Here is a 15839-nt window from a genome sequence, read left to right on the forward strand (position 1 = left end):
TCAAATATGATAATTTGAGATTATAAATAAAAGAGTATAAATACCTGTTTTTTAAACAAACTAAAAAAGCCAGATTTTTAAATCTGACTTTTTATTGATATGGTTGTTTTAAAATTAACTTCTAGAAGGAAAAACACCTTGTAAAGCAATAATATAATTAACAACTAAAGAGGGTTGCATATTATTTACCGGTAAATTACCCCCTGTATTCCCAATTGTTATGGGTGTTGAAGTACCAGACAATGTAATATCTGGTGTTTCTGTGTTGTACATGCTTACAGGTGTTGAAGTTCTTCCTTCGGTTTGAACACCAGCTGCTAAAGAAGATCCTGCAATTGGTGTTTCTAAACTAGCTGTAGCAGAACTTACTTTTATATCTACGTTTACATTAGAAGCTAAGTGATTATGACTTGGAAGTTGTGTTACATTTAAATAATCTTCTTGTGTACCAAATTTTTGCCCTATTTTACGAGTAGATAAACCTGGGCCAGTTCCAGCGTGTATTGGAGCTCTACCTCTTAAATCGGGTAAAGCAAAAGTGGTTCTACCATCTCCACCATAAGTGGTACCTATAATTGAAAATAAAGCTGTGTATTGACTAATAGGTAATAATTGCCCATCGCAAAACGCCCAACCTCTTGGTGCAAAATTTCCGCCAAACATCATAATTTGTGCTAACATTGGATCCATAATAATTAAATTTTTAAGTTAATAAGTTTAGTTTGTATACTTTATACAATCCAAATGTATGGTGAACCTTTGATGTGTTTAAGAGCGTAACTTCTTAAAAAGTAAAAAGGGTATATATACTTAAATAACAAGTATATATACCCTAAAGAAAACTTTTACGAAGTTTATAGGTGAAAATCGGGTGAAATTTCTATCAATTTCTTTTGTATTCCATAAATAACCAAACCAGCCACATTTTTAGAATGTGTTTTTAATAACAAATTGTTTCTATGGCCTTCTACAGTTCTTGGGCTAATAAAGAGTTTGTCTGCAATTTCTGCAGTGGTGTATTGTTCGCAAATCAGTTCTAAGACATCAATTTCTCTTTTAGACAATAACTTTTTGTCTAGATCGCTTTTAATTCTTTTTCCACTAGAAGAAATGATATTTTCGTGTATAATTTTTAATACTTTATCATCATAATAAAACCCTTTTTCAAATACTTCGTTTACAGTATGAATTACCATTTTAGGACTGGTGTTTTTTAATAAATACGAAGATGCACCAACATCTATCATGTTGGTTATAAATGATTTACCATCGTAACTGGTTAGCGCAATAATTTTAATATCTGGGTGTGTTTTGTGAATTGCTTTAGTTGCTTCTACACCATTAACTTCTGGCATTTTTAAATCCATTAAAATAACATCAGGAAATTCTTCTGTTGTGGTCATAAAATCGATTAATTCTTTACCGTTTTCGGCTTCGAAAATCACATTAAAATTTGCTTCTCTTTCTAGTAAAAAGCGAATTCCTTTTCTGAATAATTGTTCGTCATCTGCAATTGCAATGTTAATTTTTTTCATATTATAGGGGTTTTATGATGGTGATTTTAATTTTAAAACCGTTATTTTTTTGACTTTCTATCTGATAATTTCCATTTAAAAGAGCTACTCTACTTTCAATATTTTTCATACCTAAGCCTTTTTGATGATTCAGGTCATTTTGGTTAAAACCTACACCATTATCAGTATACATAAAAAGTAAATTATCATTTTTAGAAGTAAAGGTTATTGTGCTATTTTTTGCTTTACCATGTCTAATAGAGTTGTTGATCAATTCTTGGGTAATTCTAAAAAGATGCAATTCGTTTTGAGGTGAAAGGTATTTTTTAGGATACTCAATGGTATAATCGATATTAATTTTTCTACTATTATTAAAAGAATCTGCCAATTCTTCTATGGCATCTTTTAATCCAAATTTATCTAATATTGGTGGTAGTAAGTTATGAGCAATTTTTCGAGCAATCTCTAAAGTTTTGTCTGTTGCATCTAGTATAGAATCGTTTACTAATAGGTATTCTTCAGGCTTCAATTCTCCATCTTTTAAAAGATTAGCATTTAAATTAATAACGTTTAATTTAGAGCTTATATCATCATGCAAATCTTGCGCAATACGTTTGCGTTCTTCTTCTTGTGTAACTATTATAGATTGTATCATTTCTTTTTGATGCGTTATTTCTAGATTTTTTTTCTCTAGTTCTTTTTCCACTATTTTTTTTCTTGAAAAAAAGAAAAATAGCAGTAGAGAAACTCCCATTAGTAGGAGCAATAAAACACCAGTTAAAACAATTATTATCACTTGATCTTCTTGAGCAAAGAATTCCTTCATTTTGGGGTTTTGAAAAGTAAAACCAAAATTACGGAAAAATATTTTTACACAAGATAATGGTAACTTATTGAAAAAAAAAGCCTAAAGTAAAAATCAGGGGTTTATACTTGGTTTGTTAATATTCGTATAAAACACTGATTTTTATTTTTTAAAGTTAAAAGGTTTTCTAAAATTTTTATACCATTCTATAAAAATTAATATTTGAAAAGTCAAGTACAGAAATTGGTTGATATCCCAAACAAATAACTTTAGTTCTCTGCTACCAATATTTCCTAAAATGAAAATAAGTGTGCTACAAAGTGTATAAACAAAAAAGCCAGAATTAAAATAAATATATTTTTTGTCTTTATTATTATCTATCTTTTTTATAAAAAAATAAAAGCTATAAATTAATAGCGGAATAGAAGTTAAAGCAATTTCTAATTCACTCCATTCTCTATATGCTTCCTCGTTGCTAAAAAAGTAAATTATAAAACTAAGAGGTATTGTAATTGTTATGAATAAAATTAGTTTTTTTATTTTTTTTAAATGTAATATTTGTAAAAAAAACAGGTTTAAAAAAATAAACTGACCCGTAAAAAAATAATGACTTAAATAAAGGTTATTTTCTCCTTGATCATGTAAATGTCTTGAATACAACTGTACAACAAGACAAAGCGTTAAATACATAATAAAGTAGTTTAATGCTTTGTCTTTTTTATTATAATTAAGAATAAAAACTATGGTATTTATTATTAAAAATAAATAACCAAAATTTCCTATTAAATAATCAAATAAATCATCAAAAGTCATCTAGTTAGTACCATTCAAAGGACTATTGGGATCACAATGTTCTGGGCATGGTCTGGTAAAATCATAAATATCGCCACCTTCATCATCTAATGTAAGTCCATCTTCAGAAGAAATCATGTCTTTACCATTTTTGTCTACACCAACCATCATTAGTTTTTCTACGTATACTTTTTCTCCTTCAACCATCATTTTTTCTACACCAATATAGGCTCTAACACTAACAGCACCTTCTTCTATAACTTCTTGTAAATCTATCAAAGGAATATTAAAAGCTCTACAGTCGTTATAATTATTATAACTGCTTTCTAGTTTGCGCCATCTTTTTGCCCAATCTTTTGCAATTTTTAAGCTAATTGTGTTTTTTTTGTTTGGTTTTGGTACGTCATTTGGTTGTTGTTCCATGTTAAGTAGTTTTATTTAATATAATATTTTGGGTTAGGGTATAAAACTAAATAAAAAAAATACAAAAGAAAGTAATAATACTTGTAAAATAAATTAAAACACGTGTTTATACTTATTATGTAAGACTTGTTTTTACTTTTTTATTTAATTAAGTGATTAAAAAAAGTGTATTTTCGTTTTATGCCTACAACCTTAGAACTACAAATAAAAACGTTGCCAAATGAACCTGGTGTATATCAATATTTTGATAAAGAAGATGTAATTATTTATGTTGGTAAAGCTAAAAACTTAAAAAAAAGAGTTGCTTCTTATTTTAATAAAAACCATGAAAATGGTAAAACTAGAGTTTTAGTAAAAAAGATTGTTCGTATAAAGCATATTGTGGTGAATACAGAAACAGATGCTTTATTATTAGAGAATAATCTTATTAAAAAATACAAACCACGTTACAATGTTTTATTAAAAGACGATAAAAGTTATCCTTGGATTTGTATTAAAAAAGAACGTTTTCCAAGAATTTTTATGACTCGTAGAGTGATTAAAGATGGTTCTGAATATTATGGACCTTATACTTCTGTTAGAACTGTAAGAGTATTGTTAGATTTAATAAAAGAACTCTACACCTTACGAACTTGTAATTACGATTTAAGTCAGAAAAATATTAATGAAGGCAAGTATAAAGTTTGTTTAGAATATCATTTAAAAAATTGTAAAGGTGCTTGTGAAGCTTTAGAAACAGAGACGAGTTATAACAGTTCTATTTCAGAAATTAGAAGCATTATAAAAGGAAATTTTAAAGAAAGTTTAGAGCGTTTTCAAAAGAAGATGATGCGTTTTGCTGAACAAATGGAGTTTGAAGAAGCGCAAAAAATTAAAGAAAAGTTAGATTTATTGACCAATTATCAATCTAAAAGTACTATTGTAAATCCGTCTATAAACAATGTAGATGTATTTTCTATTATTTCTGATGATACACATGGTTATGCAAATTTTTTAAAGATTTCTAACGGATCAATCATTCAATCTCATACTACAGAAATTAAAAAGAAATTAGATGAAACTGATAAAGAGTTATTGGAGTTGTTTATTGTAGAAATTAGACAAAGATTCGATTCTCAATCGCCAGAAATTTATGTGCCTTTTAAAGTAGATTTGGGCGAAAATTTAAAAGTTACCATCCCTAAATTGGGAGACAAAAAAAGAATTGTTGAACTCTCTGAAAGAAATGCGAAATATTATAGACAAGAGCAGTTTAAGCAAATTAAAATTGTAGATCCAGATAGACATACTAAAAGAATTATGGCGCAAATGAAAAAGGATTTGCGTTTAAAAGAAGAACCAAGACACATAGAGTGTTTTGATAACTCTAACATTCAAGGTACAAATCCTGTTGCAGCTTGTGTGGTTTTTAAAGATGGAAAACCAAGTAAGAAAGAATACAGACATTATAATATAAAAACTGTTGATGGTCCAGATGATTTTGCATCTATGGAAGAAGTGGTCTACAGAAGATACAAACGTTTATTAACAGAAGGTGAGTCTTTGCCACAATTAATTATTATTGATGGAGGAAAAGGACAATTATCATCCGCATTAAAAAGTTTAGATATTTTAGGTTTACGAGGAAAAATTGCAATTATAGGTATCGCAAAACGATTAGAGGAGATTTATTATCCAGATGATCCTATTCCTTTGTATTTAGATAAAAAGTCGGAAACCTTAAAGATTACTCAGTATTTAAGAAACGAAGCACACAGATTTGGTATTACATTTCATAGGAATAAACGTAGTAAAAGTGCCATTCAATCTGAATTAGAACAAATTCCTACAATAGGAAAGCAAACCATTACAACATTATTGCGTAAATTTAAATCGGCAAAAAGAGTTAAAGAAGCCTCTTTTGAAGATTTAAAAGAAGTTATCGGAAATTCTAGAGCTACAAAAGTGTATCAGTATTACCACTCTCAACAAGAAAAATGAAAAAGTTTCTAGCAATCCTATTTGTATTATTTTCAATTGTTTTTTACAGTCAAGAAAAGCAACCAAAAGTTGGTTTGGTGTTAAGTGGTGGTGGTGCTAAAGGGTTTGCTCATATTGGTGTCTTAAAAGAAATAGATAAGGCTGGTTTACAAATAGATTATATTGCAGGTACAAGTATGGGCGCTATTGTTGGTGGTTTGTATACTATTGGTTATTCTGGAGAACAAATAGAACATATTATTGTAAACACAGATTTTGTGTCTCTTTTAAGAGATGTACTTCCAAGAAGTTCAAACCCTTTTTTTGAAAAAGAAAATGGCGAAAAAACAGTAATTACGCTACCTGTAAAAGACGGAAAAATCAATTTACCAAGGGGAGTTTCTAGAGGGCAAAATGTGCTTAATTTACTTACAGAATTATTTGCATCCGTAGAAAAAACAAAAGATTTTTCAAAATTACCCATCCCATTTTTTTGTATCGCAACAGATGTTGAAACTGGAGGAGCAGTGGTTTTAGAAAAAGGCAATTTACCTTTAGCCTTAAGGGCTAGTGGTTCTTTTCCAACTTTATTAACACCTGTAGAAATTAACGGACGATTATTGGTTGATGGAGGAATAGCGAATAATTTTCCAGTTTCGTTACTAAAATCTAAAGGAGCAGATATAGTTATAGGTGTTGATGTAGAAGGTAGGTTATTTGAAAAAGAGAAACTAAATTCTGTGGTAGCTATTATGAATCAGATTGTTAGTTATCAAATGTATCAGAAAACAGATAAAGAAAAAAAACATTTAGATATTTATATTCATCCAGATATTTTTGAGCATACTGTTGTTGATTTTGATAAAAAGGATGTAATTCTTAAAAAAGGATTGGAGGAAGGTAAAAAGTATCGAAAAGTATTTGAAGAGTTAGCCTCAAAACAACAAAACAAACGAAGTATAAAAAAACAAACCTTAGTAAAAAAGAAGTATTTAATTTCAGATTTTGATATTACAGGTTCTAAATTTTATACACGAGCTTTTATTTTAGGAAAATTAAAGATTCGTTATGGAGATAGTATCAGTAGAAGTGAAATTTCTAGACGTATCGATTTGCTTTCATCAACTAGAAACTATGAAAGAATAACCTATAGTTTAGATAAAAAAGAAGACAATAGCTATCTATTAAACCTTAATTTAATAGAAACTAAAGATTTTGCAAATTTAAAGTTAGGAGCCCATTACGATTTATTATACAGATCTGGAGTATTGGTAAATTACCATCAAAAACATTTAATAACCAATAATGACCTTTTCTCTTTAGACCTAATTTTTGGAGATAATTTAAGGTATAGTTTAAATTACTTTGTAGATAACGGTTTTTACATCAGTTATGGTATTACATCCAGGTACAATCATTTTAGAGCTAATTCAAAATTTAATCCTATTGTATCTAACTACTCAAATGTAAATAGTATCAATTTAAAATATACAGATATTACCAATCAACTCTTTGTGCAGACTACATTTGGTAGAAAATTTGCTATAGGTTTAGGCCTAGAACACAAACATGTAAAAGCTACAACAGAAACAATTATACCAAATAATAATGAGGAGTTTACTTTTGATAATAGTAACTACCTAAATGCTTATGGTTATATAAAGTTAGATACTTACGATAAAAAATATTTTGTAACTAATGGTTATTTTGCCGATTTAAGCTTTAGATGGTACTTAACATCATCAGATTACAACAATACCTTTACACGTTTTTCACAAACAAAAGGAACTTTAGGTTTTGCAAAAACTTTTGGCAAACGATTTACGTTTCAATTAACCAATGAAGCAGGTTTTACCTTAGATGCACCACAATCTGACGTGTTCGATTTTTACTTAGGTGGGTACAATCAAAATTACATCAATACTTTTGTGTCTTTTTATGGATACGATTTTGCAGAACTTTCGAACAACTCTTTTGTAAAATCAGAATTTAATTTTAGATATCGAATAGGAGAAAAACATTATGCATCTTTTATTGCTAATTATGCCAGATTAGACGATAATGTTTTTAAGGATATAGATCTATTCAAAAATATCAGATCAGGTTATGCAGTAGGATATAGTTACGATACATTTATAGGGCCTTTAGAAATTAAATACAGTTGGACACCGGATAGAAAACAACAATATTGGTTGTTTAATTTAGGTTTTTGGTTTTAATAAAAAAGCCAGTAAAATAATTTACTGGCTTTTTAAATATATGTGCTAAAGTTTTATTGTTTTGTGGTTAAATAAAACTCTTCGTAAGTCTGTAATAAGTTCATTAAAGCACTCACTAAATCTTTAGTTTCTAATAATACACTAAAATACAAGGTTGTGTTTTTAGGACTTGTTTCATCAGTTCTAATTCTTGCCACTTGATTTTCTACAGAGTTAGAAACTTTTACAAACAATTCTTGTTTCTCTATTAAAATATCGCTTAAATTATCGAAAGTTCTGTTTTCAAAAATTTCTGACACTTTGTTTAAAAGATCAGATAAATCCTCGTCTATATGTTTTAAATCTTTTAATTGTCCTTTCTTTAAGTTTTTATGATTGTTATTTACATGCTTGTAACTGGCTCTAGAAATGTAACTAATAGATTGTGCTACATCTTGTAAATAACCTAAAACTATAATGTAAAATCTACTTGCTTCTACAGAAGTTTCATCTAAAGATTTTATAAAATAGAATACACCATCTTTTAAACCGTCAATTTCATCATTTAATTTTCCAACGTGCTTATCTGTTTTACGCAGTTTATTTAAATCGTGATTTGAAAGGTCATTAACTACATTTGTGTATAATTTATTAATGCGTGTTGCAACTTCTGCAATATGGTCAGCACTCTCTTCTATAACTCCGTTTATAGTAATTAATTCAGCTCTTTCTATGTATTCTTGTTTTTTAACTTCTTTGCTTTTATTTCTGTGTACTAAAGTATTTCTACCAATTAATATCGCAACAACAGCTAATAAAATCGGAATCATTACCATATCCCAACTAATTAAGTATGCAACAATAGCTGCAGCTAAAAAGGCAGTTATAGCAGTTAAAAACCATCCGCCAATTACATTAATTACACCTGCAACTCTATATACAGCACTTTCACGACCCCAAGCTCTATCTGCCAAAGAAGTACCCATAGCCACCATAAAAGTTACATACGTTGTAGAAAGTGGTAGTTTCATAGAAGTTGCAATAGATATTAAAATACCAGCAACAATTAAGTTTACAGCAGCTCTAACTAAATCGAAAGCAGGTAACTCGTAAGTTTTAGATTTTGGTAAATCTATAACTGGTTTTTGAAATTTAGAATCTATAAATACTAATGTCTTTTTTGGTACAATATAACTAATGCCCTTATTTATAGACATAGAAGCTCTAACAACAATTCTAGATAATGGGTTTGGTTTAAATTTTTCATGACCTTCTCCTTGTCTAGATAAATCAATTCCTGTTTTTATTACGTTTTGCGCTTTACTAGATGTCCATAAAGTAACTACCATAATAGCACCAGCAATTAATAATAACCAAACATTAGAAGGTACTTTCTTTGCTAAAATACCCATAGAAAATGAGTCAGCAGCAACACCAGAAATTTCCCAGGCTTGGTAAGAGTTCCATGCAGCAATTGGTACACCCACAAAGTTTACTAAGTCGTTACCTGAAAAAGCCATTGCTAAAGAAAACGTACCAACTCCAATAATTAACTTTAAAATATTAACTTTAAAAGCCTGAATTAAAAGTTGAGAAATCATAGACCATGCTACAAAACTTGCAGCTATAATTGTAACCGTATTTCCTTCAATTAAAAATTTTATATTACTATAAAAAGGAGTTCCTTTTAAACCTTTAATAATGATAAAATAGGTAATTGCAGTAATTGCAAAACCACCAAAAAGTGCATTTATATAAGTGGCTCTTTTTTCAAAATTAAAAGAATAAATTAACCTAGATATAAATTGAACAATGGCGCCAACAGAAAAAGCAACTACTACAGAGAGTAAAATTCCGTTAATAATTTGTATGGCTTTTTTATGGTTGATATAATTCCAAATGTCACCCAATGAATGTGCATCGTTTGCAGATATTTTTAATAATGAAATACAAACTGCAGCACCTAACAATTCAAAAACAATAGAAACTGTGGTAGAGGTAGGCATTCCTAAAGAGTTAAAAATATCTAATAATAAGATATCTGTAATCATAACCGCCATAAATATGAACATGATGTCTTGAAACATGAACATACTTGGGTTAAAAATTCCTTTTCTTGCAACTTCCATCATACCACTGGAAGTAACTGCGCCAAAGAAGACTCCTAAACTAGCAATAATCATAATTTTCTTTACAGAAATTGCTTTAGAGCCAATGGCTGAATTTAAAAAGTTAACAGCATCATTACTAACGCCAACAACTAGGTCTACTATGGCTAAAACAGCCAAAGCAACAAGCATTAAAATATATGGATCTCCCATTTTCTTTATTATTTAGATTTGCAAATTTACAAACACGATAAATTGTGAATGTTACCTTTATGTTATATAATTTAATATTTTAAAAATGAATATCTACTTGAAATCTATACATTAGTTGATTGGTTTTAAAACCAATATCTGTATAGCTTACATCTGTTTGTACTTTTAATTTATGACCAACAATATACTTAGATAATCCTAAAGTATACATATTTTCTGCACCTTTACCAGTAATGTTTTGATCGAAAGTAATATTTGTATAACGAACTGAAAGCTCAACTGTTTTAGAAAGTAAATAACCTGTTTGTAAATTTAAACCATTCCCTACTTGAACAATGTCTCCTGTTAAAGTTCCATCAGAATTTTTAGCAAATGCATCTTCGGCTGTTCTTTTAGCATATTCTCCCATAAAAGAAAAACCTTTGTGTTTATACATAGCATCTATGTAAAATGTGGTAATATCTGTTTGATAAAATGCTGCACCAGAACCTTCTGATGTGCCATCTATATACATATAAGAACCTTGATTACTTCGTGTTTTAGAAGCATCATTATTTAAATCGTAGTTAAAAGCCAAAGATAGTTTTGGTGTTGGTTCAAATTTTAAATCACTTCCTTTATAATCTCCCTTTCCAGTAAAATCTCCAAAAGGAAATAATTCTACTCTTGCTGTGTATTGATATCCACCTTGGTTTCCTCTTGTAATATTTCTACCTTCACCTTGTGAAATTGCATAAATATGTTTTATTAAAAATTTATCAGACAATTTAAATTTGTGCCTTAACTGTACACCTATATCTCTATCAATAGTAAATCTACTATTTAGTAAAGAACGATCTACCATTTGTAAATCTCCAGAAGAAATTACACGTTCTCTGTTACCTGGTAATTTTGTTTGACCTAACCAAACAACCCAGTTTCCAGAAAAATTCCATTTTAAAACGGCATCTAAAATTTGTCTTGGTGCATCATGTGTATAGTAAGAAGCGCCAGATTTATCTCTATTAGATAAACCCAACTCTAGTTTATATTTTAATTTGGGTGAAAAAGCCCAACCATCAAACTTTAAACGAGATCTTCTAATTAACATAGAAGAATAAGGATTTGATAATCCGTTTTCTGCATCCCAACCAGCAATTGCTAATGTTTGAAATCTTGCACCTATTTTCATAGTCCAAGTACTATCTTTTCCAACTAGGTTAAACAAACCTTTTCCAAACTTAGGTGCATTTGATTTTTGAGCATAGGTATTTAAACATACCATTACCATTATACTTATAGATATAAGTATCGATTTTAAATTCATAATTTATTAATTTTTGACGTTGCAAATAACTAATAAACATGTTAAGGTAATGTTAACGTAATATTATTAAAACAAAAAAAGCTGCCTTATTTAAGGCAGCCTGTCATTTAAATAGTCGTCAAAAACTAATAAATTAAAATGACTAAAAATCTTTAAAGATTATGGCAAATATAGATACATGACTTTGTGTTATTGTTGTCTTAAAATTAATAAAAAGTTAATAAAATAGTACTGCTTAACATTTTGTTAATAATTGCCTAATGCAAAGATAATTTACAACTAACATAGAGTTTACAAAACAACTAGACTTTTGCGGCAGTAAATTATACATTTAAAATGAAGAAATTTTTATTTATTACTTTTTTAGCTTTAGGTCAGATCATAGCTGCACAAAACAAAGGAACATTAAAAGGTTTGTTAACTGATAAAGAAACCAATAATGAGCCATTACCATTCGCAAATGTTGTAATCAAAGGAATAACAATTGGAGCTACAACAGATTTTGATGGTAACTACGAATTTAAAGTACCTGCAGGTACACATACTGTTGTTTTTAGTTTTTTAGGATACAAAAGTGTTGAGAAGACATTCACTATTAAAGCAGGAGAAACTCTTAGAATAAATCAAGTAATGTCTGCAGAAGAAGGTGTTTCTTTAGATGAAATTGTTGTAAAATCATCCTCTAGTAAAGAAAAAACAAGTGCTTTAATTTTAGAGCAAAAGAAAGCAGTTTCTATTAAAACAAGTATAGGAGCTCAAGAATTATCTGTAAAAGGTGTTTCTGATGCTGAGGGTGCTGTTACAAAGACGGCAGGTGTTTCTAAAGGTTCTAAAAATATTGTTGTTAGAGGTTTAGGAGACAGATACAACTCTACAACTTTAAATGGTTTACCATTACCTTCTGATGACCCTGAATACAAAAACATTTCTTTAGATTTTTTTGATACAAGTATCATTAAAAATATAGGTATTAATAAGGTGTTTACGTCTGAAATTGCTGGTGATGTTGGTGGTGCCAATGTTGATATTGCATCAAAAGAATTGGTAAAAAGAAGTTTATTAAACGTAGGGGTTTCATTAGGTGCTAATACACAAACTGTATCTAAAGAATTTTTAACTATTGATGGTACTAATAGACTTGGAACACAAAATTTAGGGATACCTGTTAATAATTTAGGAAATTATTCTTTTGGAAATTCTTTTAAACCAAACAGCCAAAACTTTCAATTAAACAATAGTGTATCTTTTGCAGGAGGAAAAAAATATGATATCAATGATGATACATTTAGCTTTTTTATAGTTGGTGGGTTTGATGCTGGATATAATTTCTTAGAAGGAAACATTAAACAAACTACAAGTGCAGGAACTGTTTTTCAAGACCAAGATTTTTCAAGGTATGATTATAATGTTTCTCAAATCTTAATGGCAAATTTAAAATACAAGTTTGAGGCAGGTCATAGTATTGCTTACAACCACTTATTTATTCATAATAATAAACAATCTATTGGTGATTACTTTGGAGAAGTAAATCCGGAGCAAGATGGAGATTTAGAATTTCAAAGAAGACAACAAACCAATAATAATGAGGTTTATGTAAATCAGTTACTAGCAAACTATAAGTTTTCAGAAAGATTAAATTTTGAAGCTAAAGGTTCTTTAAACTTTATTAGAGGTAATGAACCAGATAGAAGAACAAATAAATACTTACTGAGAGATGGTTTTTATAGCCCTCAAACAAGTTCAGCAGGAGAAAACGAGCGTTTCTTTTCGAAATTAGAAGAAAATGATTATGCTACCAAAGGTAAATTTTCATACAAACTAAAAGAAGATGAAGATGTAAGTGTTTTAGAATTTGGAGGAGATTACAGATATACAGAACGTTTATTTTCTGCAACAATTTTTAATCACGATTTTTCTACAAGGATTGCAATTGATATCGAAAACCCAGATGCAATTTTTAATCAATCTTCTATTGATAATAATATTTTCGAATTAGAAACAGGTAGAGGTAATGCAAGTAATCCTAATGCGTTTACGCCTTTTACATACAGAGGTAAAAGACAAATTTTTGGAGCATTTGGTAATGTTGTGTATCAGTTAAGTGATAATCTAATAGCTTCTTTTGGTGCAAGATTTGAGAAAATTCAACAAAGAGTTACATTTAATACAAACATTGCACAATCTTCTGTAGATGGGCCATCTTTTTTAGATAGAACTTATGTTTTACCAAGTTTTAATGTAAAGTATAATTTTAATGAAAATAGTATCTTTAGATTAGCAGGAAGTCAGACCTATACATTTCCTCAGTTTAAAGAAACTGCACCATTTAAATATCAAGACATTACTTTTTCAAGTCAAGGTAATCCAGATTTAAAACCTTCAGATAACTATAATTTAGATGCTAAATATGAGTATTATTTCTCATCATCAGAACTAATTACTCTTACAGGTTTTTATAAATACATACAGAACCCTATTTCTAGAAGTGAAATTCCATCAGGAGGTAATACACTTACGTATTTAAACGTTGGAAATGATGCAAGTGTTTATGGTATTGAGTTAGAAGCAAGAAAAAAAATCATAAATAAAGATGAGCAAGATTTAGAAGTTTTTGCAGGTTTAAATACTTCGTTTTTAATGTCTAATGTTAATTTAGATGCATCTTCTGTAGCACAGTTTACAAATACTACAAGTAATTTAGAAGGAGCAACACCATTTTTATTAAATGCAGATATTTCTTTAAACAAAAAAATAAACGAGAGTACTTTAATTTCTTCGGTGGTATTTAACTATTTCAGTGAAAGAGTTTATTCTGTAGGAACTAGAGGATTTGAAAACGTATTAGAAAAAGGAATCCCAACATTAGATTTGGTTTCTTCATATCAATTTAACGAGCATTATGCTTTAAAATTAAAAGCTACAAACTTATTAAATCCTGATTTTCAGTTAACAAGAGCTGGATTTAATGGTGGGGACAATGTTGTGTTAAGAAATTATAAAAAAGGTGTTAACCTTAGCTTAGGATTTACTTACGATTTTTAAAAAACACTTTAATTGGTAACAATTCTTTAAAATTTAGATAAAACACATTAAACAAATCACGTATAATTTTGCTGTTAGTAATTAACAACAAAACTTAATCAAATAAAATAATGAAAAAAACAATTTTAGCAATCGTAACAATTTCTTCTTTAATCTTTACAGGATGTTCTCTAAGTGATGATGATAATATAGGAAATGGTAATACAGGAGGAGAAGTAACTTCTCAAAATTTAGCTGGTAACTTAACAACAGATTTAACGTTAAGATCTGGTGTCGCGCACAACTTAATAGGAACTTTATTAGTAAAATCTGGATCAACCCTAACTATAGAAGCTGGTACAACTATCAATGCTTTAGCAGGTGGTACAGATGTATACATTTTGGTAGAAAGAGGAGGTAAAATTATTGCAGATGGTACTGCTAGTAACCCAATTAAATTTACATCTAACGCAACTGTTCCTAAACCTGGAGATTGGGGTGGAATTATCATTAACGGTAATGCACCTTTAAGTCGTCAATCTGGTACAGATAGTAATGCTGCAACAGAAGTAAACAATGGTATTTTCTTTGGAGGTTCAAATGCTACTGATGATTCAGGGATTTTAGACTATGTAATCATAGAATATTCTGGAGCAAGAATTGATGATGAAGCAGAGCACAATGGTTTAACATTAAATGGAGTAGGCACAGGAACAACGATTTCTAACATCGCTATTTTTTATGGTGATGATGATGCAATTGAGTTTTTTGGAGGAACTGTAAATACTGAAAACATATTAGTAGTAAATGCTAAAGATGATATGTTCGATTTTTCTCAAGGTTATGCAGGTACTTGTACAAACTTATATGGTATTAGAGAAAATGGTTATACTGCTGTAACTTCAGACCCAAGAGGTATTGAAGCTGATGGTAACTTAGATGGTAATTCTCCTTCTGATATTAACGAATCTAACTTTACAGTAAATGGTGTAACTATTATTAACAATGCAGATGGTGTAGAAATGTCTGATGGTATCAAAGTAAGAAGAGATGCTACTGCAACAATTACAAATGCATATTTAGCATTAGGTGCTGGAGCTATTTTTGGTGATGTGATCGATTTACAAGATAGTAAAACAGATTCAACTGATGGAACTTCTATAACAGCGGTTGCTAATACTGCTAACGGTTTAGATATTACAGATGTTAAAAATACAACTTCTGGAGGTGCAACTATTAACATAACTTCAGGAGCAAGTGGAGGTGCTGATAAATCAGTATTTACATGGACAGGATACAGTTTCTAAGATAGCATAAAAAAATAGTAAAAAGAAAAGCAGGCTGTTTAGCTAGTCATGGTCGGAAGAAATTCCGGCCATTTTTTTAGGTTTCAAAATGGTCTAAATTTCCTTCACATTTTAGAACTATCAAGGCAATAGCTAAATTTCTGAGTTCCATTTTAAATCTTCTTTTAGCGGTTTTATAGCCTATTTTGTTAGC

At 29.4% G+C, this 15839-nt stretch carries 10 protein-coding genes; 4 read left to right on the plus strand and 6 right to left on the minus strand.

What is annotated here, in order from left to right; all coding sequences use genetic code 11:
* Positions 1–114 precede the first annotated feature (114 nt).
* From FP421_RS00420 to FP421_RS00435, 4 genes are all read right to left on the minus strand, one after another.
* The gene (locus tag FP421_RS00420) at positions 115–690 is read right to left on the minus strand and encodes a phage tail protein (protein WP_201288773.1); all 576 of its coding nucleotides are present in this window, start codon (positions 688–690) and stop codon (positions 115–117) included.
* A gap of 164 nt (positions 691–854) precedes the next feature.
* Positions 855–1535, minus strand: a complete 681-nt coding sequence (locus FP421_RS00425; protein WP_159946467.1) for a response regulator transcription factor — start codon at positions 1533–1535, stop codon at positions 855–857.
* A 1-nt stretch (position 1536) separates the two neighbouring features.
* The gene (locus tag FP421_RS00430; protein WP_159946477.1) at positions 1537–2340 is read right to left on the minus strand and encodes a sensor histidine kinase; all 804 of its coding nucleotides are present in this window, start codon (positions 2338–2340) and stop codon (positions 1537–1539) included.
* 792 nt (positions 2341–3132) lie between these two features.
* On the minus strand, positions 3133–3534 hold the full coding sequence (locus FP421_RS00435; protein ID WP_159946479.1) for a hypothetical protein: 402 nt from the start codon (positions 3532–3534) through the stop codon (positions 3133–3135).
* Between the two features lie 180 nt (positions 3535–3714).
* Here FP421_RS00435 and uvrC point away from each other — a divergent pair, with 180 nt between their 5' ends.
* Positions 3715–5514 (plus strand): excinuclease ABC subunit UvrC, encoded by a 1800-nt coding sequence (uvrC, locus tag FP421_RS00440; protein WP_159946481.1) that lies wholly within the window; start codon positions 3715–3717, stop codon positions 5512–5514.
* Entirely contained in the window at positions 5511–7712 is a 2202-nt protein-coding gene (locus FP421_RS00445) for a patatin-like phospholipase family protein (protein ID WP_159946483.1), read from the plus strand. Before uvrC ends, FP421_RS00445 begins: the two co-directional genes overlap by 4 nt.
* A gap of 53 nt (positions 7713–7765) precedes the next feature.
* On the opposite strand, the gene FP421_RS00450 is transcribed toward FP421_RS00445, so the two are convergent.
* Positions 7766–10012, minus strand: a complete 2247-nt coding sequence (locus tag FP421_RS00450) for an inorganic phosphate transporter (protein WP_159946485.1) — start codon at positions 10010–10012, stop codon at positions 7766–7768.
* A 79-nt stretch (positions 10013–10091) separates the two neighbouring features.
* Positions 10092–11318, minus strand: a complete 1227-nt coding sequence (locus FP421_RS00455) for a porin (protein WP_159946487.1) — start codon at positions 11316–11318, stop codon at positions 10092–10094.
* 336 nt (positions 11319–11654) lie between these two features.
* Between FP421_RS00455 and FP421_RS00460 the strand changes: the two genes are divergently transcribed.
* On the plus strand, positions 11655–14360 hold the full coding sequence (locus FP421_RS00460) for a TonB-dependent receptor (RefSeq protein WP_159946489.1): 2706 nt from the start codon (positions 11655–11657) through the stop codon (positions 14358–14360).
* 110 nt (positions 14361–14470) lie between these two features.
* A complete protein-coding gene (locus tag FP421_RS00465; protein ID WP_159946491.1) occupies positions 14471–15646 on the plus strand; it encodes an autotransporter outer membrane beta-barrel domain-containing protein in 1176 nt (391 codons plus the stop codon).
* The last annotated feature ends 193 nt before the right edge of the window (positions 15647–15839 follow it).

It is taken from the genome of Polaribacter septentrionalilitoris, assembly GCF_009832745.1.
GTDB lineage: Bacteria > Bacteroidota > Bacteroidia > Flavobacteriales > Flavobacteriaceae > Polaribacter > Polaribacter septentrionalilitoris.